Source organism: Agrobacterium sp. 20P9.1.2 (assembly GCF_057799395.1).
The window spans coordinates 1-21,770 of sequence record NZ_JBYOKI010000008.1 but is presented as its reverse complement, the minus strand read 5'-3'; the positions used below and the strand labels follow the sequence as shown (position 1 = coordinate 21,770).

The window sequence follows — 21,770 nt, the reverse complement described above, 5'->3', positions numbered from 1 at the left end:
TTTCTGTTGCGTTCGATAATATGCCGCTGGTTGAACATCAACGATATTATGCGGTTTTCATGGTCGTAAACGCAAAAAGAGCGCGGACTGGCCGCGCTCTTCTCATGTCGATTCTATCTGTCTGGTTTATTCGTAAACGTAGACGATGCGGCGTGTGCTTGGTTCTACCAGAACGCGGCGGTCGTTAACGCGCACATAGCTGTATTCATAGTCAGGGATCGTCACCAGTTCCGCGCTTTCGGGAAGGGTCTCACCGATGGCGACATCACCTTCGACGCGAACGACTTGTGCCGGGTGCTTGTCGATATAGGTGATAACGTTTTCTGGTGGGTTCACCTCACCGACACGGCCAAGGTTCGGGTCGCCTGGGTTAGGCTCAGCCTGAACACTAGACGTCTTTTCATAAGTGACGACGGGTACGTTGATGTCCGCGCGGCGTTCATGCAGAATTACTGGCGCACCTTCATACATGACATTCAGGTAATCGGCATTTGCCCAGCCACGAAGGCCGTTCACCTCAATGCGGCACCATGCGCTCCCGTCCAGACATCCATCCAGAACCGCGTCACTGCCGCGTGTTGCCAGACCGACTTCCGGGTAATCTTCGCCTGGACCCGACCGCACGGAGATATCGGAGGCCGTGGTGGCAACCATTGCCGCATTCGCATATCCAGCAAGCAGCGTAAGTGCGCCACCAGCGATCATAAGTTTCAGCTTCTTGTTCATTGTCTCGCTCCTTTGAAGACTGGTCCAAGAACGCACGAGTTACAGGTCTGTTCCCGTTTTCGTGATTGCTAAAGTTTAAGCCGCACTGTTCCAGCAGCCAAAGCTCTGGCCTTTCAACGACTTTAAGGCGGTCGATAATCCTTGGAGTTTTATTGTGCGGCCCGATCTGCCGGTCTATAGAAAGGCCCTGTTTTTGTGAAAAGGAGAGACCATGGGCAAGTTACAGGCAGGCATCATTCCAGTGACGCCATTTCAGCAGAACTGCACCATTCTCTTCGATGAAGACACCGAGGAAGGCGTGATTGTCGATCCCGGCGGGGATGTGGATGTTATTGTCCAGACCGTTACCGAAAACGGCATTACGCTGAAGGAAATCTGGCTGACACACGGGCATCTCGACCATGCGGGCGGCGCCAAGGAGCTGAAGGAAAAACTTTCACTGCCGATCATCGGCCCGCATGAGGATGACAAGCCGCTGCTAGAGCGCATTGAAACGCAGGCGCAGAAATACGGCATTACCGGCCTGCAAAACGTGCTGCCGGATCGCTGGTTGAACGATGGCGACACGGTCTCCTTCGGCGAGCACCGCTTCGAAGTCTACCATTGCCCCGGCCATGCGCCTGGCCATGTCATCTATTACAACCGCGAGCAGGCTTTCGCCCATGTCGGCGACGTGCTGTTTTCCGGCTCCATCGGTCGCACCGATCTTCCCGGCGGCAACCATGCACAGCTTCTAGCCTCCATCCGTGACAAGGTTCTGCCACTGGGTGATGAGATCGGCTTCATTTGCGGCCATGGTCCCGGCGGCCGCATCGGCGAAGAGCGCCGGACCAACCCGTATTTGCAGGGAATTTATGCGGACCAGACTGGCGCAGCGGCGGGTGAGCAGGCCAAGCCTGCAGAATAGGGCGGCTTTGGCGAAGTTCAGCCGTGTCGGTGAACTGAGACGGCTGTTTTGTTAGGTCCACAAACCAAAAAAACCCGGCATTCCTGCCGGGCTTCAACTAGAAGAGAAAGTCGTTAGGGTTCAGCCATCAATCTGAAGATTGACTGCCTTCGGCCCTTTGCCGCGACGATCCGGTTCAGTGTCGAAGCTCACTTTCTGGTTTTCTGAGAGTGCGGACAGGCCGGAGGCCTGTACGGCAGAGATGTGAACAAAAATATCGGCGCCACCATTGTCTGGCTTGATGAAGCCGAAGCCCTTGTCGGTATTGAAGAATTTAACGGTGCCAGTCTCGGCCATGCATCAGGTCCTTTTCGCTCTGCCCGTGTTCAGCTCCAGGCAGCATTACAGTTTTGCCCGTGAGGGCGTACGGCAGGCAGTTTTTGATAATTGAGAAAATGGACCTTCGCGTGGAAAGCTTTTGACGTTCTGATCAACGTTATTTTGTCCCCGCTGCCCGGAGTTTTATATCCCCGGAGCACTTGTTTTATAGGCCTTCCCATGCTCGCAACTTGCCCGAACCGCAACAGATTGCTGTGTTTATTTAAAATTGGCAAGCGAAAGTTTTTAGACATGCAGAAAGCCCGCCAGCCGCTGTAAATGCGGCTTACGTCAGGACTGGCAGAATTTTTCGTCTGTTTTCGCAGTTGTGAAACGAAAACATCGCTGGCGATGAAATTTCGCGCTCATTTTCGCGCGAAAAGAGTAAATTTTCACTCAATATAGAAAAGCGCAGAAATGCTTATGTGTCTGCCATCATACGGCTATTTCGTCGTTTCGATAGCTCCGGGATCAGCTCGACCAGCAAAATCGCGGCAAAAATGATCGCGCAACCGACATATCCGGCAGTCGGAATTGTTTCATGTAGAAAGATCGCAGCAAAAAGAGCCCCGAATAAGGCTTCCGACGACAGGAAGATCGCCGCCTGCGGCGCAGTGGTGTAACGCTGCCCGATAACCTGCAACACGAATGCCAGCCCCGATGACACCAGCCCGACATAGAGAATCTCGGTGATCGAGGAGGCGATAGCGGTGTAATTGATCGGTTCTACGAAAACGCCGATCAGCATGCTGAGCCCGGCGCAAACCGCAAACTGCGTGCAGGAGAGCGTCAGCGGCCTGTTGCTTTGCATGACGAAGCGGCCGGCAAGCGTGATCTGGATGGCCCAGAAAACGGCGCAAGTGATGCTCAGCATATCGCCCGTCGTCAGGCGGGAAATCGCTCCGCCCGAGAGAAGGAAGATACCGGTCAGCATCATCAGCGCGCCGGGCCAGACAATCCAGTGCGGATTGCGACGATAAATGATGACTGCGATGACAGGGACGAAGATGACGTAGAGCGCAGTTAGAAAGCTGGAATTGGTGACACTCGTCGTCAGCAGGCCCACCTGCTGTGTGGTTGCGCCCAGAAACAGCGCAAGGCCGACAAGAACGAAAGCCTTCATTTCTCCGCCGCTAGGGGCGGCCTTCATCTTGCGGCTTTCCATCATGGCGAAGGGCAGCACGGCCAGCGCGGCAATGGCAAAGCGAAGACCGACGAACCAGAAGGGGCCAATCGTATCCATCGCCGTCGACTGCGCAACAAAGCCACCGCCCCAGATCGCGGCGGCGAGCAGAAGAACAAGATTGGCCTGTATGCGCGTCATGAATCACCAAATGCAAAGACCGCGCAGAACGCAGCTTCTTGAACGTCGATGTACTGGATTTGGCAATGTGCCTGAATGGACGCTGCTCTAACAGCAAAGCACAAACCCGGCAAGGAGGAGTTCCGTTCGAATCTCCGCGATCTCAACGGAGGCAATATCTCGCTAAGCGCTATTGAATGAAGTATTATTATTCTAAAAAATTAGAATATACTTTTTTCTTCAATAAATCCCGAGAAATATGCAATTTTTTGAATGGTTTTATTAAGATGTTGTTTAGCGACGCAATCCAAGATTTTATCCATATTTATTGCACGTATTTGGATTTTCTAAATGACAAGCATTCTTACCAATTTATCGGCGACAGCAGCCCTTTCTACACTGCGAAACATCAACGCCGACCTTGAGAAAACACAGTCTAACGTTTCGACGGGTTACCGCGTCCAAAAGGCGTCCGACGGTGCAGCTTACTGGTCGGTTGCCACGACGATGCGCTCCGACGACAGGGCGCTTTCAGCGGTCGAGGATGCAATCGGGGTTGGAGCGGCGAAAACAGACACGGCTTATGCTGGAATGGAGACCGCTATCGAACTCGTCTCCGAGTTTAAGGCTAAACTTGTGCTGGCGACTGAACCAAACGCAGACAAACTGAAGATTAACGACGAACTGTCACAGCTCAAGGATCAGCTTCGCGCAGTTGCCAGTGGCTCCAGCTTCAATGGAGAGAACTGGCTTTATTACAACGAAGACGATGATCCCATGGCGATAGGCAATCCACAGGTCGTGGGTTCCTTCGTGCGGGGCGCGGATAATTCTGTTTCGGTGCAGACCATGACGCTTGATCTGGTCACCTATCCGGAATCATGGCCGTTCTCTGGAGCGCTGATCGATAATTCACTGCTGACCCACGGCGAATTCGGCATCTTGACCACGGATGGTTATGCCTACGATCTGGGTCTTTCAACGGGTTATATGCTGATCCAGGGCAGTGGAAACGGCACCACCTATATGGGCCCTCAAGTTCTGCCACAGGTTGAGATCGCTCTGTCTGAAACAACAACTCAAAATGAAATTGCTGACATGGTCTCGGTCGTTGATTACGTGCACCGTGATATGGTGAACAGCGCGGCGAAAATCGGCAGCTTCAGCATGCGCATCGGCCTTCAGGAGGATTTCGTCAGCACATTGCGGGACTCGGTGCAGAGTGGCGTAAGCCGTCTGGTAGACGCGGATATGGAAGAGGAATCGAGTCGACTGAGCGCTCTGCAGTCTCAGCGACAGCTTGGTGTTCAAGCGCTTTCAATTGCAAATACCAGTGCTGAGACCCTGCTTAGCCTCTTCCGTTAAAGCGGCGTCCTTGGACGCACCATATAAGTCACTTTGGACGCAACAAGCTTAGTCGATGCGATGTCTTGTCGTGCTTTCACGGATGCTGTTCAGCGTCAGGATGACGCCGCCGATGGCCATGGTGACGAAGCCTGCGACCACGAGGCCGATGACGAAGATGCGGTCTGACGCTTTCGAGATGGGGGCGGATGCGATGGCTGAGGTGTGGATCTGATCCACCATATCAACCGCAGCGGGGGAGGCGACCTGCGCGGCGTGGGCGGAGGTGGTCAGCCCTGCGGCCATGGTGATGACGACGGCCAGTGCGGCCACTGCCATCCACAGCGAAAAAAGCATTCTTTGCGTTCTCAGCCGGTCTGCCGAATTCCGATCATTGAGAAACATTGTTCCGGTCCCTTGTGCACATTTTTGCGCGTCTACTTCGCTCGCATGTCGGCATTGCAACGCACCGCTGAAATTTGCGCGACATGCTTTAAAATTGGCTTCGAAGTGGACGGCTTGTGGACCGAATTCGGACAGTCCGGCGTATTTATTGTGGCGATATCAAGGCAGCGGTTAACAGCTGTTAAACAGTCGTCAAATTCCGCGTTTTCCAAAGGTTCGCACGGGCTTTGGGCCGCGCGGTTCAGGTCCCGCATTAGGGCGTGGAGGGTGGGGCGGGGGCGCGCTGAAAAGGGCGGGGCGGGTGGTGCCCAGCAGCTCGGGAAAGCGCTCGTTGAAGGTGGTGGGCGCCAGCTCCGGTCGTGCCAGCGCATAGCCCTGCATCAGGGAGACACCGAGGTCGAGGCAGAGTTCGATCTCGCGCTCATCCTCCAGCGCTTCGAATATTGGCTCGATGCCTTCGCTGGCGAATTGCTGGACGATGACGCGCAACAGGGCGGCACCGGCGGAATTGCGCATGAAATGGCGTGCCCATGCGGCTTCGAACTTGACGTAATCAGGCTTGATCAGCTTCACGCGCTCTATATCGGAATCGCCCGCGCCATAATCGGCAATGGCGACGCGAAAGCCCATGGCACGCATATGCTCGGCAAAGTCGGCGACGAGGCGTGTTTCGGAGCCCTGATTGTCTGCGACTTCGCAGACGATGCGATCCGGTGACATGCCTGCCTCATGTGCAGACAGGCGCATGCGCTCCACCTCCTGCCGCATCTTGGCCGGTGTGCGAAACAGACCGGGGTGGAAGTTAACGAAGATGCGGGCGCGGGAGCGTTCCAGCGCGCCGGTATTGAGAATGTGGATGGTGCGCAAAATGCTGTCGATGGCCTCGATATCATCGGGATGCACCTGCGCGAAGAGCTGCGCCGGCGGCACTAGGTCCGCGCCCTGATAGGGTCGTACGAGACCTTCGAAGGAATCGATATCGAAACGCCCATCCGACACGCGTCGGAAAATCGGCTGAAGTGCGGATTTGAGGGTGAAGGGCGCATAGGTCGTGGACCAGGAACCGTCGGTTTCGCGCGCAAGATTTGAGAAAATGCTTTTCGGTGCCACGGCGTCTTATCCGGAAAATCATTTCAACCGTGCAATCATAGCATGGAAAGAGTTACGCGCCAGTTAAGCAAAAGTTAAAATAGCCTGAAGCCCCGCCGTTTCCCGCCTATCGGTGCTCAAAAGGGGATAGTTTGGCGGTAATTGCTGCGGGGGTAACGTTTTGCCGGCTTTTGCTCTTGAAACAGCGGGCGTCTTTCGACATACCACTTGCCGCAGAGGGCGACCGTCGCAAACTTCTGCCGATGTCAACTTCAATAGGACCGATAAAAATGGCCTTCCTTGCCGACATTCTCTCCCGCGTAAAGCCGTCCGCCACCATCGCCGTTTCCCAGAAAGCCCGTGAATTGCAGGCTCAGGGTCGCGATGTGATTGGCCTTGGCGCAGGCGAGCCGGATTTCGATACTCCTGACAATATCAAGGAAGCAGCCATTGCCGCGATTAACGCCGGCAAAACGAAATACACGCCCATTTCCGGCATTCCCGAACTTCGCAAGGCGATTGCTGAAAAGCTCAAGCGCGAAAACGGTCTGGACTACAAGCCGGAGCAGACGATTGTCGGCACCGGTGGAAAGCAGATTCTTTTCAACGCCTTCATGGCGACGCTTAACCCCGGCGATGAAGTGGTTATTCCAACACCTTACTGGGTCAGCTACCCGGAAATGGTGTCGATCTGCGGCGGCACACCGGTGTTCGTCCACACCACGCTGGAAGGCAATTTCAAGCTGACGGCAGAAGCGCTGGAAAAGGCGATCACGCCGAAGACCAAGTGGTTCCTGTTTAACTCGCCGTCCAACCCATCGGGCGCTGCTTACAGCCATGATGAGTTGAAGGCGCTGACGGACGTTCTGGTCAAGCATCCGCATGTCTGGGTTCTGACCGACGACATGTATGAGCACCTGACCTATGGCGACTTCAAGTTCGTGACGCCTGTGGAAGTGGAGCCTTCGCTCTACGACCGCACGCTGACCATGAACGGCGTTTCCAAGGCCTATGCCATGACCGGCTGGCGTATCGGCTACGCAGCTGGCCCGCTCTCGCTCATCAAGGCCATGGACATGATCCAGGGTCAGCAGACCTCCGGCGCGACATCCATCGCGCAGTGGGCAGCTGTGGAGGCGCTGAACGGCACACAGGACTTCATTCCTGAAAACAAGAAAATCTTTGAAGGCCGTCGTGATCTCGTCGTGTCTATGCTGAACCAGGCCAAGGGCATCAATTGCCCGACGCCGGAAGGCGCCTTCTATGTTTATCCATCCTGCGCAGGCTTGATCGGCAAGACCGCACCTTCGGGCAAGGTCATTGAAACCGATGAGGACTTCGTGACCGAGCTTCTGGAAACGGAAGGCGTGGCCGTCGTCCATGGTTCGGCCTTCGGCCTCGGCCCCAATTTCCGCATCTCCTACGCGACGTCGGAAAAACTGCTGGAAGAAGCGTGCAATCGTATTCAGCGTTTCTGCGCCAATTGCCGCTAAGCATCGAATGTTCTGTGAAAAAGCCCGGCAGCGATGCCGGGCTTTTTTTGTTTCATAGCCCCAGAAACAGCAGCATGACGAATGTCGCGAACAGGATGAAATGCGTCATGCCCTCGATGGCATTCGTTTCACCATCATTCAGGTTGATCGCTGCTGCGAAGAGTGTGATGAAGACCATCACCGTCTGCACCGGTGTCATGGCCATGATGAAGGGCTGGCCGGTGTAGAGCGCGATGGCTTCCATGACCGGGACAGTGAGAATGACGGTGGAGAGCGACGCGCCCATGGCGATGTTGACCACCGACTGCATGCGGTTGCGCAGAGCCGAGCGCATGGCGGTCATGATTTCAGGTGCGGCGGAGATGGTGGCGACAACGACGGCCATCAGCGCAACGGGCGCGCCGCTGCCTTCCAGCCCGTGGCTGAGAAATGCCGACATGAATTCTGCCAGCGCGCCAATGATGACGACGCCGATGAGAATGATAGCGATGGAATAGGATGCCGGGCCTTCATCCTCTTCTTCCGCCGCTTCGGCCTGCTGCTCGGCGGCGCTCTTCTTGCGCTCCGTGCGCGGGTAGCGGTAGCTGAAAAAGTAGCTGTGCGGCCCAACCTGCATTTTCAGAAACAGGGCATAGAGAGCAATCATGGCGCCGATGGTGAAAATGGAATAATAGTGCCATTTAGCTTCCGGAATGAATTCCGGCACGATCATGGATATGCCCATGGCGGTCAGGATCATCACCACATAAGTGCGGGCAGAATCGTCATTATAGGGCTGTTCGCCATGGCGAAGCCCGCCCAGCAGGGCGGCGATGCCGAGAATGCCGTTGATGTCGATCATCACGGCGGAGTAGATGGTGTCACGTACAAGGGTTGGCGAGGTGGATTCCTGCATGATGATTGCGAGGATAAGCACTTCCACGGCAACGGCGGAAAGTGTGAGGATCATCGTGCCGTAGGGATCGCCGACCTTGGCCGCCAGAATTTCCGCGTGATGCGCCACCCGCATAGACACCAGAATGATCACGCCGATCAGCGCTGCCGCAACCACGAAGGACAGCACCTTGCCCTGTTCCATGACAGCATGTTCGGCAAGATAGGCCGCAACGGCGCAGGGCACCGCGGCAAGCAACATGCGCTCCTGTTTCAGCGTGGTCGCAATTGACATATTCGCCCTTCCGTCATCGTGAGCTTTGTATTGACTGAGGTTGCGACAACATGCGGGATTTGCACATTGGGCATTTTGGTAGGATAGTAGCGTCCAAGGACATGGCGACAATGCCGCAATCTAGTCCTTCAAATGCGCGTTTGCGGCAAAGGTTGCCACGCTCCTTCACTCTATAGGAGGAAGTGTGCATGACCAAAGTGGTGTATGAGATTGTGGAGCATGATGGCGGCTGGGCCTACCGTATGAACGGCGCCTATTCCGAAGCATTCCCCACCCATTCCGACGCCGTCCAGGCCGCTCGAATCGCCGCTGCGGAACAACAGGTTGGCGACGAAGACACGGAAATCAACTACCAGGATGAAGCAGGCCGCTGGCATGAGGAACACAGCCAGGGCGGTGACAGGCCGGAGGCTGAGGTGTTGGATCAATCCGATTTTTCTCGTGGCGCAGGCCTTCCTAAATAACTTTAGATTGAACGCCCGATATTTGAAGTATAGATGACGCATCGTAAAGTGCGAGGCGTGCATGCAGATTTCTGGTTTTCAAAAGGCATTCAGGTCGATTGCCGACGTTTATATCGTAACAATCATAGACAATAATTTTGCAGAACTCGCCGGAGTCATGCTGCGAAGTTTGGTTATGAATGGTGAAGTAGAAGAAGCAAAAATTGCAGTTATTTGCGATGGCGTAACTGAGAAATCTAAAAAAAAAATTGCCTCCTGTGTATCTCCATCCGAGGTTAAATTTATAGATTTAACAGCGGACATTATTGCGAAAATTGACAATTTTCCAACGAATAGTAATTGGAGTAGGACTATCTATGCTCGACTTCTGTTGCCAGAGTTGTTGGATGTAGCGAGCGGTCGTATATTATATCTCGACGCTGATATCGTCGTTTTGAACAGCCTTTTGCCTCTATTTACCATCGATATGCAAGATTTTCCTTTGGCTGCAAGGGGAGGCTTGGAGCCAAAGGTTTCTACGCGTCTAAATTTAGCTGCTGATACGCGTACGTTGAATTCCGGTGTGTTGCTTGTAGATGTAGAAATGTGGAGAATAAAAGATTTATCCCATAAGTGCATGGCGGTTATTAAGGAGCGCTCTAATTTACTGAGATTTTTTGATCAAGATGCCTTGAACATAGCTACAGAGGGAAACTTCCTGCTACTTGATACTAAATGGAATGATTACGGTAAGGGTGATTTGACGGGAGTGGCAATTCTCCATTTTATTCACGCCAAACCCAATTCAGTCCGATGCCGCCATCCTGCCCAAAGTGTTTATTTACACTATCGCCAGCTTACGCCTTGGGCAAACAAGCCCTTACAATCTATTTGGCATAAGCGATTTAGGCGGGTCAAACACTCGGTTCTAAGTAAGCTTAAGCTTTTTAGAAGTTAAGCAGTAAGCTGTGTATTAAGAGTCTCCGCACGGCTCCGTCGCTTTCAAAAACCCTTTCAACCCATCAACCAGTGCGTTGAAGACGGCGCGGCAGCGGGGCGAGGTTCGCAGGTTTTCGTGCATGGCGACCCATGTATGCAGCGGTATTTCTAGTTCCGGCAAAAGATGGGTGAGGGTCGCGTCGCGGCTGGCGAGGCCGACTTGGCATAGGCCGACACCTGCACCGGCCCGTATCATGGACAGCTGTGCGAGGTTGCTGTCGGCGCGGATGGCGAAGGGGATGTTTTCGGCGTCGGGAATGCTGGGATTGTCTTTTCGCATCCGCTGCAAGATGGCCCTTATGAAGGGGGTCTTTCGGTCAAAGCCGATGAGGCGGTGGTTGATGAGGTCGTCTTTGGACAGTGGAGTGCCCATTTTCTGGAGGTAGTCGCTGTTGGCATAAAAGCCCACGCGGAAATTACCGATGTAGCGCATGACGATGGCGTCCTGAACCGGCTCGGTCATGCGGATGGCGATATCGGCTTCCCGGCGCAACAAATCCTCCAGCGTATCGGAAAGCGACAACTCGATTTCCAGATTTGGATGCAGTTCCTGAAGCGAGGCGATGATTGGCGGAAGGATTTCCACGCCGATGACGTCGGACGCGCTGATGCGCACGGCTCCTTCGATCTTGCCAACTTCACCCGAAGCCGCGCGCATGAGGGCAGAGGCGGTGGCGGCAAGGTTTTCTGCATAGGGTTTCAGGGCAATTGCTGCATCCGTCGGCACCAGTCCGTGGGGCGAGCGGATGAAGAGCTGAAACCCCATGCTTTCCTCCAGCGCGCCAATATGGCGGCCTACCGTCGGCTGGGTAATGCCAAGTTCGCGGGCGGCGGCGGAGAGCGATCCGTCTCGCAGCACGTTGAGAAAGGTGCGATAATAATCCCAGCTGATCTCACGCTCTCTGATCATTGATTTCCGTATAGCTGCTCAACAGTTTTAGACAATTTCGTATAGCTTATATCGTGCCCATACTCCAGCCATCAATTCAGATTGGAGTTTTAGCAGTGACCAGCAATAGAGAGACGATCAACCCATTGGCACTGGTTCTCGGCGCGCGCGGCGGCATTGGCGGACATGTCATGGATATGCTGCTGCGCCGGGGCTGGCGTGTGCGTGCACTGGTGCGGGGAAATATGCCGACCTCAGCCAATCCCTCGCAGGAGTGGGTGCGCGGTGATGTGATGAACGCAGCTGATGTGGCGAAGGCAGCAGAGGGCGCTTCTCTCATCGTGCACGCGGTTAATCCGGCAGGTTACAAAAACTGGGAGACACTGGTTCTTCCTATGCTGGATAGCACCATTGCCGCTGCAAAGGCGGTGGGAGCCCGGATTTTTCTGCCGGGAACAGTCTATAATTTCGGGCCGGATGCGTTTACCGCTCCAACCGAGGACAGTCCGCAACATGCCGTAACCCGCAAGGGCGGCATCCGCGTGGAGATGGAGCGCCGTCTGCGTGCCGCCGCGACACCGGAAACGCCGGTGCTGATCGTTCGCGCCGGTGACTTCTTTGGGCCGGATGCGAACAACAACTGGTTCAGCCAGGGCCTTGTCACACCGGGCAAAAAGATCACCAAGGTTTCCAACCCCGGATCGCCGGGCATCGGCCATCAATGGGCCTATTTGCCTGACGTTGCTGAAACCATGGGTCAGTTGCTGGATCGTGCTGACGAACTTGAAACGTTCGCCACCTATCACATGGACGGATTTTGGGATGCCGATGGAAGCGGCATGTCGTCTGCGATAGAGCGGGTTGTCGGGCATAAGATTTCGGTCACGCAGACGCCATGGTGGCTGTTGAAGCTGGCTTCGCCCTTCGTGCCGATGTTTCGGGAAGTCATGGAAATGCGCTATCTTTGGAAGACGCCGATCAGGATGAGCAATAAAAAACTCACCCGCTTTCTGGGCGCAGAACCCCAAACACCCATCGATGAGGCCGTGCGTGCCACGCTCATTTCGCTGAAATGCCTGGAGCCGGAAGCGACCCGGGAAATTCCGAGAGCCGTATCGCACGTGTGATCACGATAAGAAAAGCCGCGCACCCGGAGGGGTGCGCGGCCTTTTTGTCTTTATGCCAGAGCAGGATAGTCCGTGTAACCTTCAGCGCCGCCACCATAGAAGGTTGGCTGGTTCGGTTCGTTCAGCGTGGCATTCTCCTTCAGACGACGGACAAGGTCCGGGTTGGAGATGAAGGCCTTACCGAAGGCGATGGCATCGGCCTTGCCGCTTTCGGTCGCGGCAATTGCGCTGTCACGGTCGTAACCGTTGTTGGCGATCCACAGGCCCTTGCCACCGGCATTGGTGTAGGCGGCCTTGAGAGCATCGTAATCGAACGGTTTGTCGCCCTGCTTGAAATCACGCGGGCCGCCCGTAGCGCCTTCGATGACGTGGATGAAGGCAAGGCCCCGGCTGCCGAGTTCGCGCACGACATATTCGAACAAAGGCTGTGGGTCTGCTTCGAAAATATCGTTGGCAGGCGTAACCGGGGAAAGACGAATGCCGGTGCGGCCTGCGCCGATTTCCTTCGTCACGGTATCAACGATTTCCAGCAGGAAGCGGGCGCGGTTTTCGATGGAGCCGCCGTAATCATCCGTGCGCTTGTTGGTGCCTGATTTCAGGAACTGGTCAATCAGATAGCCATTGGCCGCATGAATTTCCACGCCGTCGAAACCGGCATCGATGGCAGCGCGAGCGCCAGTGCGGTAATCTTCCAGAACGACCGGGATTTCGCCCAAGCCCAGTTCGCGCGGCTCGGATGTTTCGGCAAAACCGCCGGTGCCATCGTCATTGATGATGTAGGTCTTGGAATTGGCTTTGATGGGCGATGGCGCAACCGGCTGGCCGCCATGCGGCTGAAGCGAGGTGTGCGAGATACGGCCAACATGCCAGATCTGTGCGACGATCTTGCCGCCTGCCTTGTGAACGCCTTCCGTCACGGCCTTCCAGCCATCAATGGCTTCCTGCTTGTAAAGGCCGGGAACATCCGCATAACCCTGTCCCTGCTGGGAAACCGGCGTGCCCTCGGTCACGATGAGGCCGGCACTTGCGCGCTGTTCGTAATAGGTGGCGTTGAGGTTATTGGGAATGGCGCCTGGCGAACGGTTGCGGGTCAGCGGTGCCATGACAATGCGGTTTGCCAGCGAAATTTCGCCTGCCTGAGCGGGTTCGAACAGTTTGGTCATGAGATGGCTTTCTCTTCTGGTTGATAGAGAGCGCCTGAGGCGCGCTTAAAGCTTCTGGTTCAGATAGGTGAGGAACGCGGCAATATTCTCCTCGTCACGCTCGTAAAAATTCCATTGCCCGACCTTTCGCGATCTCACCAGGCCCGCGGTCTGCAAGGCGGCGAGGTGGGAGGAGACGGTGGATTGCGAAAGACCGCTGATCTCGAACTGATGCGCACAGACACCCATGGAAAACGGGTGTGCCTGGTTGAAATGCTGCTCCGGCTGTTTCAGCCATTCCAGAAATTTCAAGCGCACGGGATGAGCAATGGCCTTCAGGGCGTCTTCGTGGTTCATGTCGCTTCCGTATATCTATCCATACCGATATTTATATCGGCAATCATCGATATCAAGGGCAAGGCGCGGATTTATTCGACCGGGCTTAAAGCAAAAAAAAGGCCGCTAGATTTCTCCGCGGCCTGACAGTTTTGAAGGTCAAACCTCCAGAGGGGAACAGCTGTCTGATGCGCTAGGCATCGGTGACAACCAGTTTCAATATGGAAATGTCAGCGGCTGAGAACAAGGGTGTTTCGTTTAATTAACTTGCGGTAGCGGGAAAATTATTGCGGGTAAAAAAAGAGGGCCACCGGATTGCTCCAGGGCCCTTATAAGTGTGAAGGTCAAAAAACCTCCAGAGGGGAACAGCTGACGCGGCGGAACTGGGAGGAAAAGCCGCCGTGTGCATCAGCTGTGTGCGATATGATGCTTTCTTGGGCAGCATTCAACTCTTTTTTGTGCAGGCCAGCCCTGCGTGTGGCGCATCACTGCTATTCACTGTCATATTTATTTCGCAAATCTGCGGCGATGATGATTCTGGGTGAAGCGCGGAATATGCTTCTAACCTATTGTTAAGTCGGTATATTTTTAAGTTTTCTCGGCGCGGGTTGTTGTCGTTTGCTGTGCCAAAGATTCGGACTTCGGTTGTCATAACAGCCGAGATGCGATGTGCTATTACGCTGCCCTAGCAACGTGTCGAAGGTGGTGCTGTGACAATAGAAATCAGACTTGCTCAACAGTCCGATGTGCCGGCGCTATTTCACGTTAGAACGTCTGTCCGCGAGAACCACATTTCCGTCGAGCGACTTGCCCAGATGGGGATCACAGAGGCCTCCATCGGCCAGATGATCGCGCGCTCGCCGTGTGCATGGGTAGCCCTGATGGGCGGCGAGGTGGTCGCGTTTTCAATGATAGATATTGCGGACGCTTCGCTTTTTGCAGCCTTTGTGCTTCCTGCATACGAAGGCAAGGGCATTGGAAGAAAGCTCGTTCTTGCTGCCGAAGAAGAACTCTTCCAGCACCATTCGGAAATATGGTTGGAGACGGATGAGGAGAGTCGCGCAGCCGGTTTTTATCGGCATCTCGGCTGGGGCAATCAGCTCGAGGCAAAGGGAAGGCAAATCCGGTTGACGAAAATGCGACCTTGATGCCTCACGGATAACAACTACGAACGGCAAGAAGCCGCGTGAATGCAGCAACTTGCCATGTCGCAACACCAATCAGAAATTCCAGTTACGCGCCTTGGCCACAATGAAGTCTCTGAACACTTTCAGCTTGGCGGCATTCTTCAATTCATCCGGATAACAGAAGTAGGTATCGAATGAGGGAATATCTGCGGGCAGCGAAAGCTGGATGAGGCCGGGGTCGCGACCGACAATATAGTCCGGCAGGCAGGCGATACCGATTCCCAAAAGGCAGGCACGCTTGATTGAGGTCTGGCTATTGATCTGCAAATGCGCCAGCCGCGTGTTGTCCGACGAGCGTCCGGCATTTTCCAGCCAGTTTACGTCCAGGAGATAGTTTGGGGCAGGCTCGCCAAAGGAAATGACCTTGTGGTTATCCAGATCCTCGATCGACTGCGGCTCTCCATATCGGTTGATATAGGAAGGGGCGGCATAGACGTGCATGTGCACCGTGAACAGCTTGCGCTGAATAAGGTCCGATTGCTGCGGCTGGCGCAGGCGGATGGCGCAATCCGCGTGGCGCATGTTCACATCAAGCTCTTCATTGTCGAGAATGAGCTGAATGGCCATTTCCGGATAAAGCTGAAGGAACTCCTGAACCTTGTCCGTCAGCCAGCCTTGGCCAAGGCCAACGGTGGTGGTGACGCGCAGCTTGCCGCTCGGCTTTTCCGTCGTTTCCGTCAGTTGCATTTTGACGGTTTCGAGCTTCAGCAGCACATCATGCGCGGTGCGATACAGCAACTCGCCCTGTTCCGTCAGGATCAGGCCGCGCGCGTGGCGGTGAAAAAGCTTGACGCCGACATCCTGTTCCAGCGCGCTGACCTGGCGGCTGATGGCCGACTGGGACAAATGAAGCTTGTCTGCTGCATGGGTGAACGAGCCAGCTTCGGCGGCCGCATGAAATATGCGCAGTTTGTCCCAGTCCAATGGCATAGGCATGCGGTGTTTAGCCTTTCTTATTCAGCGGCAACGGCAAGCGGCGCTTGCGCTGCGAGAAAACGTTCCGCCTCGAGCGCGGCCATACAGCCCATGCCCGCCGCGGTAATGGCCTGGCGGTAGTTATCGTCTGTCACATCGCCTGCTGCAAAGATGCCCTCTACGTTGGTCGCAGTCGAATCCGGTGCCGTCCACATGTAGCCATTCGGCTTCAGCTTCAGCTTGTCCTTGAACAGTTCCACCGCTGGCGCATGACCAATGGCCACGAACACGCCGTGGATCGGCATCTCGGTGATTTCACCTGTCTTCGTGTTGCGAATCTTCGCGCCGGTGACGGAAGGCGGCATTGGCGGCTTGGCAGGCGTGCCGGTGATTTCCGCGATCTCGCTGTTCCAGAGAATGTTCACATTCTCCTTCGCGAAAATGCGCTCCTGAAGGATTTTTTCCGAACGGAAGCTTTCGCGGCGATGCACAACCGTGACCGACTTGGCAATGTTGGAGAGATAAAGCGCCTCTTCCACGGCGGAGTTGCCGCCGCCGACTACGATGACATCGCGGTTGCGATAGAAGAAGCCATCGCAAGTGGCGCAGGCGGACACGCCGAAGCCCTGAAAATGCTGCTCGCTCTCGATGCCCAGCCACTTGGCTTTCGCACCGGTGGCGATGATCAGCGTATCAGCCGTCCACACAGCACCGGAATCCGTCTTGACGGTAAAGGGGCGGGTTGTGGTTTCGACTTCGGTCACCAGATCATTGACGAGTTCGGCGCCGACATGTGTCGCCTGCTTCATCATCTGGTCCATCAGCCATGGTCCCTGAATGGGATCGGCATAGCCGGGATAGTTTTCCACATCGGTGGTGATCATCAACTGACCGCCCTGTTCCATGCCGGCAATCAGAACCGGCTCGAGCATTGCGCGCGCTGCATAAATCGCGGCGGTGTAGCCTGCTGGGCCGGAGCCGATGATCAAAACCTTTGCGTGGCGGGCGGACATGGGACGTTCCTTTCAAAACAAGGGTGTCAGATATTGCAGCCACTATATCAGCGCAATCACGATACACCCCTTCGATGCCCGGTATTTAAGAGTGTCCAGTGCCGTTATTCAAGGGCAGCCTTGCGTTACCAACAGGGCAGAAGGGCATCTACACGTAATTTTGTGTCGCTGTCGCGTAGGATTATTGCGAATCCCGTCGTGTAGAGTAGAAGGAAGCATTCAAGCTCAATCAAGGAAGAGCATAGTGGCCAGCGTCGAACTCGATGCCATCGATCTGAAAATACTGCGCGAATTGCAACGCGACGGGCGAATGACCAATGTCGATCTCGCCGACCGCGTCGGTATCTCCGCGCCACCCTGCCTGCGACGCGTGCGCAAGCTGGAAGAAGCCGGCATCATCGAAGGCTATCACGCCATGCTGAATGCCCCCAAACTCGGCTTCGACCTAGTGGCCTTTTGCATGGTGGGCCTAAAGCGCCAGTCCGAAACCAACCTAAAAGCCTTCGCCGCCGCCACAGACCGCTGGCCGCTGGTGCGCCAAGCCTGGATGGTCTCCGGCGACAGCGACTTCCTGCTCCACTGCGTGGCCGAAAACCTGACCCAGTTCCAGGACTTCGTTATCGAAGTGCTGACCGCTGACGAGCATGTGGATACGGTGCGCACCATGCTGACGATCCGGCAGGTCAAGCGGGCAGGGCTGGTTGGGGTGTGAGTGTCTTCGCCCCTTATTCCCAATCGACTGGCGTTATGAAGCCCAAATCAACGAGTTGTTTTGAGCCCTTGAATTTGATCGAGACGTGTTCATCGTAAAAGTCGAGAGAGCCGCTTTTTTGAATTTCTTCGAGTAATTTTACGTAGTGAGATGATTCGCCGTAATGCTGTTTGTTTTGAACAGCTTCGGAGATTTTCTCTTTGTAGTTCACAAAAAATTTCAGATGCAGAAGTGCACCCCAGATTTTGGGAAAATTGCGACCATAGGGTAGCGGACGATGGATGCTACTGCCGAAGAAACATTCTTCGTCCCAATATATCAGAGGGTATTTCACCAATTCATTTCGCTCGTTGAACTTCCGTCCACGGGGGCCACCTTTAATGCTGATGCCCCGCTTGTCCAAGGCCATCTCATAACCGTCTCGATCAAAATGGTCCGAAAATTTCCATGGTAGAACGTTCGCGCCGCTCTCTTCTGTCAAAGGTGTGCGATACATATCCAGCATCGGCGCAGCAAGACGCTTGTCACCTGCCGCTTCCAGAACAGCGATCAAATCACGGACTGTGTGAGATTCACTGTCCGAGAAAAAAAGAAACTCATCGGAGTCAAGGTTAAGATACCACCGATTTTTACCATATATATCAAACAGTTGCTCTCGCCACTGTCGCCCCCGTCGCGCTTCGGCAAAACGAACCGGCGATGTCCAAAGGTCGACATCTGGATTGCTCGTCAAGAATTCGCGGGTTCCGTCTGTCGATACGTCATCAACGAATATAAAACGTGTCACTCCGAGTCTGCGATAGTGCGCCAGAAAGCTCGATAAAATGTTGATTTCATTATGACTAACCACCACGAGTGGTACGTCTTCTTTTGTCAGTGCCGAAACCGGTGTTTGGGCTGTTAGTTCGATCCGCTTTTGATCGCGTCTTTCCCGCCGTGAAACACGCACGCTTTCCATCCATGTCATTAAGCGATGTGAAAATGTGCGGTTGTATTGCTTTTGCCCAACGTCACTTGGGAACTTTGCGAGAAGCTTTTTTGAGATCATGAGATGAGGTCTCTATTATATCATCAACGTGCGGCGCTTCGTACAGTCACTACAGCTGAAAATGAATAGCTTGGAATGACATTTGTTCTTGAACAATGGTTTCACTGAAAATCAACGGTGATCCTCTCCATCCTCTTCCTGTTTAGGAGATAGGATAACTGGGGAAGCGAATGGTCGTAAAAATAGAATATTTTCTTCAATAAAGGACGTTTCAATTCTCGGAATATTTTATGAATAAGCCCCTTTTGGTCGCTCTTTACATGCCTTTCTTTCACAATAATGGTGCTCTCAAAATCATCTTTTTTGTTTTCATAAAATTGCTTTTGTATGCAAATCGCAGGCACCATTTGGTAAACCACGTGTTTCTGCATGGGCTCTGCTCTTGGATCGAACAAAAAAATATCGACTTGGCAGTATAGTTTTTTTGATATCGAGAGAAGATATCCTGCGTAATCTCGTGAGATGATGTACCCACAAGTACCATTATGTTGGCCCATTAAAACCCGCAGGTCGTGCTCATTGTCGATTTTCTGTTGTTCGCGCCCTGTTAAAATCGGAAACATTTCCGTTTCGATTTTGATGATATTGGTGTCTTCCGGAATCCAACTTATGTCATCGAGAATTTTTTTCGCCTTTGGCGAGAGGATGACGTCATCTTCAAATATTGCCACATAATCGTCCGTGCCATCGATGATCAATTGCCAGCATTTTCTATGGCTGAGAAAGCAAGCGATGGCAGGATAAGTAAGTTTTTTGAATTTGACGGACCGTTTGGTAAGCTCATCCAAATTGACCTCTTTAAGGTCATGCCAATCAACAGCACTCACACGCTCGAACGCGAGGTCATTTTTTTCAAACTCCCGCACCACATGTGGGAGACGATCGACAGAACGATCAAGGTTCACAACCAAACACTTCATAGCACTATACGATCTGTTTCTTATTCAAGGGGTGGGTAACCGAAATGACTGCCCATGGCAGCTATCTGAGTGTCATTCTGTGAGTCAACCACATTTATCTTGTATAGGGTTGACGACTGCGAGCCGCGCCATGCAATCAGCAAATCCCTGGTTCCGAGATTGTAAATCTCCGTCTCTGCTAGGCGCGCCATCCAATATAACCATACGTCGTCGGCATGGGGTGCTAGTCGGAGAAAGTCATCAATGTTGCTCGTTTTATCGCTCAAACTGCGTGGAGGGTAGAGCGCACCCGCACCAGATGTAGGAAAGTAAGATTTTGAGTTGCCCGCTAACGGCGAATTTTTTGGCCAGTGTTCATAGGTCTTCCACTTCATCTCTTCCGATTGCTGTATCTTATGAACTCGGTGGCAAATGATGTGTCCCGGATGTTGGTGCTGGGCGTTGACCATCTGTTCAAGCCAGTCGCGGCGATAATACAAATCATCATCCGCAGTAACGATAAAGGCGTCTGGGTAGTCGGTCAGGGCAGGTATGATCTTCTTGTAGGACCTGAGATCCCGTGTGGGTTTTATTTGAAAATCCTGCGACTGCAATTCAAGCACGGATCGAGGCAGCAACGCCATGTCTGCTTCTGCTATCCATAAAACGACGGTATCGGATTTTACTGACTGAGTGAGAAGAGATTTTAGCGTGAGGTGCAGTTTCTCGAAACGCGGTGGGTATGACGTCAAAGAAATAAGTAGTTGGTTGGGTAGATTATGTTGTTTCAGATGCGTGGGGAAGATTTTGCGGTGTAGCCATCTTGCCCTTGTTATCAAAGGCGCGCAGACAGAGTGCAATTGGCGACCAATTCTAGATATTTCTCGCTGTAAGCTACTCATATTCCTAACATGCCTAGTTCCTGATTTCGCAATTGGCCCATGCCGTCCAGGCCTTGATCTAGCTGCTCCGCGTCCGCGAGATCGTTCTAACTAGCTTCGGTCTCGTTGATCAAGTGGTGTGGAAAACAAGTGAGCGCTTGGCCTGTTTCAGAGGGATTACATTATCAGTGATTTGTCTGGAATCTCTTTTACCCGGTTTATTTTCCCTTTAAAGAACTCACAGTCAGTGGCTTCAACTTAGTAGGAAAGAAAACTTAGTGATTATAACACGCATCCTCGGTGGCCTCGGAAATCAGATGTTTCAATACGCTGTGGCTCGGTCGCTATCGCTAGCGAGTGGCCAGCCGTTGAAGCTCGACCTTACGCATATGCGCGAATATAAATTGCATTCCTTTCAGCTCGATCAATTTAGAATCGCGGATGAGGTCGCTTCGGATAAAGAGATCCCGTTTAAAAAAGGGAAAGGCGCATTAGGAAAGATAATAACATCAATAAAAAACAGAAATAAAGCGTCTCCGATTGTAGAAAAAAATCTTTTATTTGATCCAAATATACTGGAGATAAAAAATGCCGTACACCTTTCAGGCTATTGGCAGACAGAAAAATATTTTTCCAGATATTCCGATATCATCCGTCAAGATTTCGCTTTGAAGCTACCTTTCACTGCTGAAAGGCAGATCACGTTAGCAAACATCCGCGAAGCAAAGCATCCAGTCTCCGTCCATGTACGGAGAGGTGACTATGTCACTGACGCTACGGCCAATGCGGTTCACGGAACCTGTGCACCCGAATGGTATGAAGCCGTGATGCCAAAGATGGCGGCGATGGTCGACGGAGCAACGTTCTTTATTTTTTCTGACGACCCAGCATGGGCCCGGCTTAATTTGCCGGTCTTAGGAGAAATGGTTTTCGTAGAGCCACAAGCAGATGGGCGGGATGGAGAGGATATGCATCTAATGGCAGCCTGCCATTCGCATATCATTGCCAACAGCACATTCAGTTGGTGGGGTGCGTGGCTTAATCCTCGTGAAGATAAACATGTTATCGCGCCAGCGCAGTGGTTTCGTTCCGATAAACGTGATGATAGAGACTTGGTGCCAGAAGGTTGGCACAGGATCGCCTAGTGCTAATGCGTGAAAGAGGATAAATTTAATGCGCCAGTCTCTTGAGAACCCTCGTAAGAATTTACTTTCGAGAACATATTCAAAAGTCAAGAAGACGGTGCGTTTATATTATAAGGCTTGGATTTTAGACGACGTTTTTCCTCTCGAAGTCAAACGCTGGTTCCGCGACAAAGGCGATGAAACGCTTCGGCTGGATTATGATTTAAACGCCAATTCTATAGTGTTTGATGTGGGCGGCTATG

General features: G+C 53.3%; 24 protein-coding genes. 10 read left to right on the top strand and 14 right to left on the bottom strand.

Translation table 11 applies throughout. The annotated features are described in order from the left end of the window. Positions 1-126 precede the first annotated feature (126 nt). Entirely contained in the window at positions 127-726 is a 600-nt protein-coding gene (locus tag AC27VJ_RS19725) for a DUF1236 domain-containing protein (RefSeq protein ID WP_488685430.1), read from the bottom strand. A 211-nt stretch (positions 727-937) separates the two neighbouring features. On the opposite strand from AC27VJ_RS19725, the gene AC27VJ_RS19720 reads away from it, so the two are divergent. Continuing rightward, entirely contained in the window at positions 938-1,633 is a 696-nt protein-coding gene (locus tag AC27VJ_RS19720; protein WP_488685429.1) for an MBL fold metallo-hydrolase, read from the top strand. A gap of 120 nt (positions 1,634-1,753) precedes the next feature. Here AC27VJ_RS19720 and AC27VJ_RS19715 read toward each other — a convergent pair whose 3' ends face one another. After that, entirely contained in the window at positions 1,754-1,969 is a 216-nt protein-coding gene (locus AC27VJ_RS19715) for a cold-shock protein (RefSeq protein WP_042617292.1), read from the bottom strand. A 442-nt stretch (positions 1,970-2,411) separates the two neighbouring features. Continuing rightward, the gene (locus AC27VJ_RS19710) at positions 2,412-3,314 is read right to left on the bottom strand and encodes a DMT family transporter (protein WP_488685428.1); all 903 of its coding nucleotides are present in this window, start codon (positions 3,312-3,314) and stop codon (positions 2,412-2,414) included. Positions 3,315-3,644: 330 nt separating this feature from the next. On the opposite strand from AC27VJ_RS19710, the gene AC27VJ_RS19705 reads away from it, so the two are divergent. Next, on the top strand, positions 3,645-4,658 hold the full coding sequence (locus AC27VJ_RS19705; protein ID WP_488685427.1) for a flagellin N-terminal helical domain-containing protein: 1,014 nt from the start codon (positions 3,645-3,647) through the stop codon (positions 4,656-4,658). A 48-nt stretch (positions 4,659-4,706) separates the two neighbouring features. On the opposite strand, the gene AC27VJ_RS19700 is transcribed toward AC27VJ_RS19705, so the two are convergent. Beyond that, positions 4,707-4,994, bottom strand: coding sequence for a hypothetical protein (locus AC27VJ_RS19700; protein ID WP_488685426.1), 288 nt, complete (start codon positions 4,992-4,994; stop codon positions 4,707-4,709). A gap of 240 nt (positions 4,995-5,234) precedes the next feature. Further along, positions 5,235-6,152, bottom strand: a complete 918-nt coding sequence (locus AC27VJ_RS19695; RefSeq protein WP_488685425.1) for an EAL domain-containing protein — start codon at positions 6,150-6,152, stop codon at positions 5,235-5,237. 269 nt (positions 6,153-6,421) lie between these two features. On the opposite strand from AC27VJ_RS19695, the gene AC27VJ_RS19690 reads away from it, so the two are divergent. Further along, positions 6,422-7,624 (top strand): pyridoxal phosphate-dependent aminotransferase, encoded by a 1,203-nt coding sequence (locus AC27VJ_RS19690; protein WP_488685424.1) that lies wholly within the window; start codon positions 6,422-6,424, stop codon positions 7,622-7,624. A 52-nt stretch (positions 7,625-7,676) separates the two neighbouring features. Here AC27VJ_RS19690 and AC27VJ_RS19685 read toward each other — a convergent pair whose 3' ends face one another. Continuing rightward, the gene (locus AC27VJ_RS19685) at positions 7,677-8,792 is read right to left on the bottom strand and encodes a calcium:cation antiporter (protein ID WP_488685423.1); all 1,116 of its coding nucleotides are present in this window, start codon (positions 8,790-8,792) and stop codon (positions 7,677-7,679) included. 188 nt (positions 8,793-8,980) lie between these two features. Between AC27VJ_RS19685 and AC27VJ_RS19680 the strand changes: the two genes are divergently transcribed. Together AC27VJ_RS19680 and AC27VJ_RS19675 are read left to right on the top strand one after the other, a co-directional pair. Next, positions 8,981-9,256 (top strand): DUF2188 domain-containing protein, encoded by a 276-nt coding sequence (locus AC27VJ_RS19680; protein WP_488685422.1) that lies wholly within the window; start codon positions 8,981-8,983, stop codon positions 9,254-9,256. Between the two features lie 61 nt (positions 9,257-9,317). Next, complete coding sequence (locus tag AC27VJ_RS19675) at positions 9,318-10,193, top strand: glycosyltransferase family 8 protein (protein WP_488685421.1); 876 nt, start codon at positions 9,318-9,320, stop codon at positions 10,191-10,193. Between the two features lie 15 nt (positions 10,194-10,208). On the opposite strand, the gene AC27VJ_RS19670 is transcribed toward AC27VJ_RS19675, so the two are convergent. Then, entirely contained in the window at positions 10,209-11,144 is a 936-nt protein-coding gene (locus AC27VJ_RS19670; RefSeq protein WP_488685420.1) for a LysR family transcriptional regulator, read from the bottom strand. Positions 11,145-11,239: 95 nt separating this feature from the next. On the opposite strand from AC27VJ_RS19670, the gene AC27VJ_RS19665 reads away from it, so the two are divergent. Then, positions 11,240-12,250 carry an NAD(P)H-binding protein gene (locus tag AC27VJ_RS19665; RefSeq protein WP_488685419.1) on the top strand — a complete coding sequence of 337 codons (1,011 nt, stop codon included), beginning with the start codon at positions 11,240-11,242 and terminating at the stop codon, positions 12,248-12,250. 50 nt (positions 12,251-12,300) lie between these two features. On the opposite strand, the gene AC27VJ_RS19660 is transcribed toward AC27VJ_RS19665, so the two are convergent. Further along, positions 12,301-13,413, bottom strand: a complete 1,113-nt coding sequence (locus AC27VJ_RS19660) for an alkene reductase (RefSeq protein WP_488685418.1) — start codon at positions 13,411-13,413, stop codon at positions 12,301-12,303. 45 nt (positions 13,414-13,458) lie between these two features. Next, complete coding sequence (locus AC27VJ_RS19655; protein WP_488685417.1) at positions 13,459-13,749, bottom strand: ArsR/SmtB family transcription factor; 291 nt, start codon at positions 13,747-13,749, stop codon at positions 13,459-13,461. 689 nt (positions 13,750-14,438) lie between these two features. On the opposite strand from AC27VJ_RS19655, the gene AC27VJ_RS19650 reads away from it, so the two are divergent. Beyond that, positions 14,439-14,876 (top strand): GNAT family N-acetyltransferase, encoded by a 438-nt coding sequence (locus AC27VJ_RS19650; protein ID WP_488685416.1) that lies wholly within the window; start codon positions 14,439-14,441, stop codon positions 14,874-14,876. A gap of 72 nt (positions 14,877-14,948) precedes the next feature. Here the strand turns inward: AC27VJ_RS19650 and AC27VJ_RS19645 are convergent, their stop codons facing one another. Both AC27VJ_RS19645 and trxB read right to left on the bottom strand, forming a co-directional pair. Next, positions 14,949-15,845, bottom strand: coding sequence for a LysR family transcriptional regulator VtlR (locus AC27VJ_RS19645; protein ID WP_062448936.1), 897 nt, complete (start codon positions 15,843-15,845; stop codon positions 14,949-14,951). Between the two features lie 23 nt (positions 15,846-15,868). Further along, complete coding sequence (gene trxB, locus AC27VJ_RS19640; RefSeq protein ID WP_113088561.1) at positions 15,869-16,843, bottom strand: thioredoxin-disulfide reductase; 975 nt, start codon at positions 16,841-16,843, stop codon at positions 15,869-15,871. Positions 16,844-17,087: 244 nt separating this feature from the next. Here trxB and AC27VJ_RS19635 point away from each other — a divergent pair, with 244 nt between their 5' ends. Next, positions 17,088-17,555 carry an Lrp/AsnC family transcriptional regulator gene (locus tag AC27VJ_RS19635; RefSeq protein WP_062448939.1) on the top strand — a complete coding sequence of 156 codons (468 nt, stop codon included), beginning with the start codon at positions 17,088-17,090 and terminating at the stop codon, positions 17,553-17,555. Between the two features lie 13 nt (positions 17,556-17,568). Here AC27VJ_RS19635 and AC27VJ_RS19630 read toward each other — a convergent pair whose 3' ends face one another. The 3 genes from AC27VJ_RS19630 to AC27VJ_RS19620 all read right to left on the bottom strand — a co-directional run bounded on the left by AC27VJ_RS19630 (position 17,569) and on the right by AC27VJ_RS19620 (position 20,146). After that, entirely contained in the window at positions 17,569-18,522 is a 954-nt protein-coding gene (locus tag AC27VJ_RS19630) for a glycosyltransferase family 2 protein (RefSeq protein ID WP_488685533.1), read from the bottom strand. 182 nt (positions 18,523-18,704) lie between these two features. Further along, positions 18,705-19,508, bottom strand: a complete 804-nt coding sequence (locus tag AC27VJ_RS19625; protein WP_488685415.1) for a glycosyltransferase family 25 protein — start codon at positions 19,506-19,508, stop codon at positions 18,705-18,707. A gap of 35 nt (positions 19,509-19,543) precedes the next feature. After that, on the bottom strand, positions 19,544-20,146 hold the full coding sequence (locus tag AC27VJ_RS19620; protein WP_488685413.1) for a glycosyltransferase: 603 nt from the start codon (positions 20,144-20,146) through the stop codon (positions 19,544-19,546). Positions 20,147-20,751: 605 nt separating this feature from the next. Between AC27VJ_RS19620 and AC27VJ_RS19615 the strand changes: the two genes are divergently transcribed. After that, positions 20,752-21,528, top strand: coding sequence for an alpha-1,2-fucosyltransferase (locus tag AC27VJ_RS19615; protein ID WP_488685412.1), 777 nt, complete (start codon positions 20,752-20,754; stop codon positions 21,526-21,528). A 28-nt stretch (positions 21,529-21,556) separates the two neighbouring features. Further along, positions 21,557-21,770 (top strand): hypothetical protein (locus AC27VJ_RS19610; protein ID WP_488685411.1); only part of this gene is annotated, 214 nt, incomplete at its 3' end.